Consider the following 3221-nt stretch of genomic DNA (forward strand, 5'->3'; position numbering starts at 1 on the left):
CTTCCCTGAAGTAGGAGTTAATAATCCTGAAATCAAATATAAAGTGGTTGACTTTCCACAACCTGAAGGGCCTAAAAAAGAAATCAATTCATGACTAGGCAAGGTAAAACTAATATTATCTAGGACTTTTTTATCTTCAAACTGCATGGTGACATTTTCAAATCTAACTTGCACAATTACACCTCATCTGTATTCTTTATTGTCTGATTTAACCATTCGATATGTTGAAAATGTTGATTAATCGTATCCCATTTCTTTTCATCAAAGGTATTTAACGCTTTTACCAATTCAGACGCAATATCATATTGCGTTATTTCAACTATTTTATCTTGAGTTAACATGGTATAATCGCCCCCACCAACCGCACGGTATTGAGTGACGGCCAACTGATAAAGCCGCTCTTTTTCTAAAGGTTGATTGGTTCTTTCATCAATCAACTCAATAACTCGTTGTCCTTTGGGTTTGGAGACATCAACGATCGTTTTAAAACCTGAATAAATATCATAATTATAATGGCGTGGTTTAGGAGAAATGTATTCAGGATTGACTATCATTTGCCCTGTCGCATCCAATTCAAAATATTCTAGATTATATTCCATGACCTCGTATATTTCTTGACCCGTTAATTGTATTTTAGTAATTAAATTATAATAAGGATAGGCTTTTAATAAAATTTCATTCGTTATATCGCCTTGAAATTCAGCAAAATGCTCATTAACTAAAGCAATACCACTAAAATCAGCACCCGTTACTTGTAATTGAACTTGATTCAACAATTCTAAAAATGGATGTCCATTTACTCGCGCTAAAAAGATATCATGCGTGGGTTGCACAATAGGCGCATGGCCTAAAACCGTCTCCAACCACGCTTGGCCATTTGATAATTGCGGCTCCAATTGTGGCCGTAATTTATCTAAAGCTGGATATTGCGCTGTTTCATGTAAATAGCCTTCACGATGGATAATTTGATGTTGCTCATCTAATTCTAAAATCACTTCCGCGACAAATTCACCAGCATGACCAGGTTGCACGGTCCAGGTATTCTTCACTTGTTGGTTAATAACCCGATGTTGATGACCAGTTAGCAATACATCAATGCCTTCAATTTCTTGTAACATCTTAGCCCCTTGGTTTTCACCCGTCCATTCTTCTAAAGGTGAGAATGTTTCGAGGTCACTTTCAAATCCTCCATGATAAGCAACCACTACCACATCCACTAATGGACGTAATTCAGCCACATACTTTTTGGTTGTTTCAAATGCATCTAAAAAGATTAATCCTTCATAGTGTTTGGGTAATTCCCAATGGGGGATGTAATGGGTCGTGACCCCAATCACACCAATTTTAATACCCTCTCGTTCAATGATTTGATAGGGTTGGCCAATAAACGGTTGACTATCGTCTTCACGAACAATATTACTTAATAAGATTTGTGAATCAAGCTTCGTTAAGATACTATCTCGATAGTCTGGTCCATAATTAAATTCGTGATTCCCAATGATTTGGAAATCATAGTTCAAAGCATTCATGGCGCGCGCAAAACAACTGCCATCTTTTACTTCTTGGCTACAATAAGTAGCAAAGGAAGAGCCTTGAATAAAATCGCCTAAATCGATGGTGACGACTGGATGTTGACGTTGTTGACGAACAGCTTCTATGGTACCTGCTGTATTAAATAAATTTGCTGTTGGATGTGTCAAGCGATTTAACCAAAAAGCATGAGTATCACTTGTCATCAAAAAACTAATTTTTTTCATTTTTTGCTCCTAATTTCTCCGAAAGTTGCGACCAATAATAAGTTTTATTATATGAAGGCCACCAAACATTTTGTCCTTGGGATGCAATAGCTTCGCCATAAAGTTTAGGTTGATAAGTATGCCACGGCACTACTAGTTTCGGTTTAATTACCCGATTGACTAATAATAAATCGTTCGGGGATGCATGTCCTCCCGCATTCGCTAACACGAATTCCCATCCATAATCCACCACACGACGGACAAACGGTTCATAAGTCGGATCGTAACTACCTAATGGCATGCCATTTGAATGGAAATAAAGGCCCGGTTTCACTGCGAATAGTGCTGTTAAATCTTCAATATCGACTTGCAAAGCGTATTGATGAGGGGCTTCATTAATCTGTTCAATGGTGATACCACCTTCACCAATATACGTCATAGCTAACGGTTGAATTAAATAAGCTTTCATTAACTGATAATAACGTTTATCTAAGACTAATTGACGGCCGTGGCCATTGACGATTCTCGCAAAACGGATTAATCTCGTAATATTTTGAGGATAGCCATTAAAAGCCACTAATTTATCCGTCGCTTTAGCCATTTCATTTTTGAGACTCGTGAGTAAGTGTTGTTCATTTTTAGCCATTAAATTACGCGTCATTTGTTCGATTCTTAAATCCGCTTCGCTCGGCTCTGCCCCCACATGACTGAAAGTCGTACCCTCGATTAATAAAATGTCTGCATCAAATGCTCGTGCTTTTTGTGCCCAGGTCAGTACTTTTTCCGGATGGAAGCCTGATAAGCGAAAATCACCCGAGTAAATCACCTTAACATCAGGAGCTGTAATAAAAATACTCGCCGCACCTAAAGTATCATGATCAACCGGAATAAATTGAATCGTAAAAGGACCATGTTGAATCGTACCAAAGTCTTCAACCGGGTGCCAATCGACATCATACGAAGGTAATAATTCGTTTTCTTTTAAATGCCCATAAAACTCGACCGAGTCTTTTAAAGCATAGATAGGTATGGTAGAACATAGTTGACCAAATGACCCTAAATGATCGAGATGTAAATGAGACAAGCAAATAATCGTCTCCACATCACTATCCTCAAATGATTCCAATTCGACATCTTTTAATGCTTGTTTTGAATAAAGTCCTGGTATTTTAGGTAATTTTTCTTCTTTTAATAATTGTGAGGTCAAGCTATGATTGAGCAAATCATCCACATTAGCCCCTACCATTGCACCAAAGTCTGTAATGATACGATAGTTCTCATATTGTAAACTAATAATGTTGCCACCTATCGTGTTGAGTCCACTCCAAAACTGGATTGCTGTTTCGGTCAATTAAATTCACTCCTTCTATCTGCATACAACTATAGAATACTATATTTGTAGCAAATTAACAGTAATTAATGCTAGAATTTACGTGTTTTTCACAAACAAATTTCGCTTTGATATTCACCCTAGCTCTTCATTAC

3 protein-coding genes are annotated in these 3221 nt (G+C 37.4%); all 3 read right to left on the minus strand.

All coding sequences use genetic code 11. The annotated features are described in order from the left end of the window. Window positions 1-147, minus strand: a 147-nt coding sequence (locus tag GSA01S_RS11215; protein WP_281176428.1) for an ATP-binding cassette domain-containing protein, incomplete at its 3' end; no start/stop codon positions are given. Between the two features lie 29 nt (window positions 148-176). Then, the gene (locus GSA01S_RS09770; RefSeq protein WP_066127081.1) at window positions 177-1757 is read right to left on the minus strand and encodes a bifunctional metallophosphatase/5'-nucleotidase; all 1581 of its coding nucleotides are present in this window, start codon (window positions 1755-1757) and stop codon (window positions 177-179) included. Then, the gene (locus GSA01S_RS09775; protein ID WP_066127085.1) at window positions 1744-3087 is read right to left on the minus strand and encodes an MBL fold metallo-hydrolase; all 1344 of its coding nucleotides are present in this window, start codon (window positions 3085-3087) and stop codon (window positions 1744-1746) included. The genes GSA01S_RS09770 and GSA01S_RS09775 overlap by 14 nt, the downstream gene beginning before the upstream one ends. Window positions 3088-3221 lie beyond the last annotated feature (134 nt).

Origin of the sequence: Globicatella sanguinis NBRC 15551 (genome assembly GCF_001552295.1) — a bacterium.
GTDB classification, from domain to species: domain Bacteria; phylum Bacillota; class Bacilli; order Lactobacillales; family Aerococcaceae; genus Globicatella; species Globicatella sanguinis.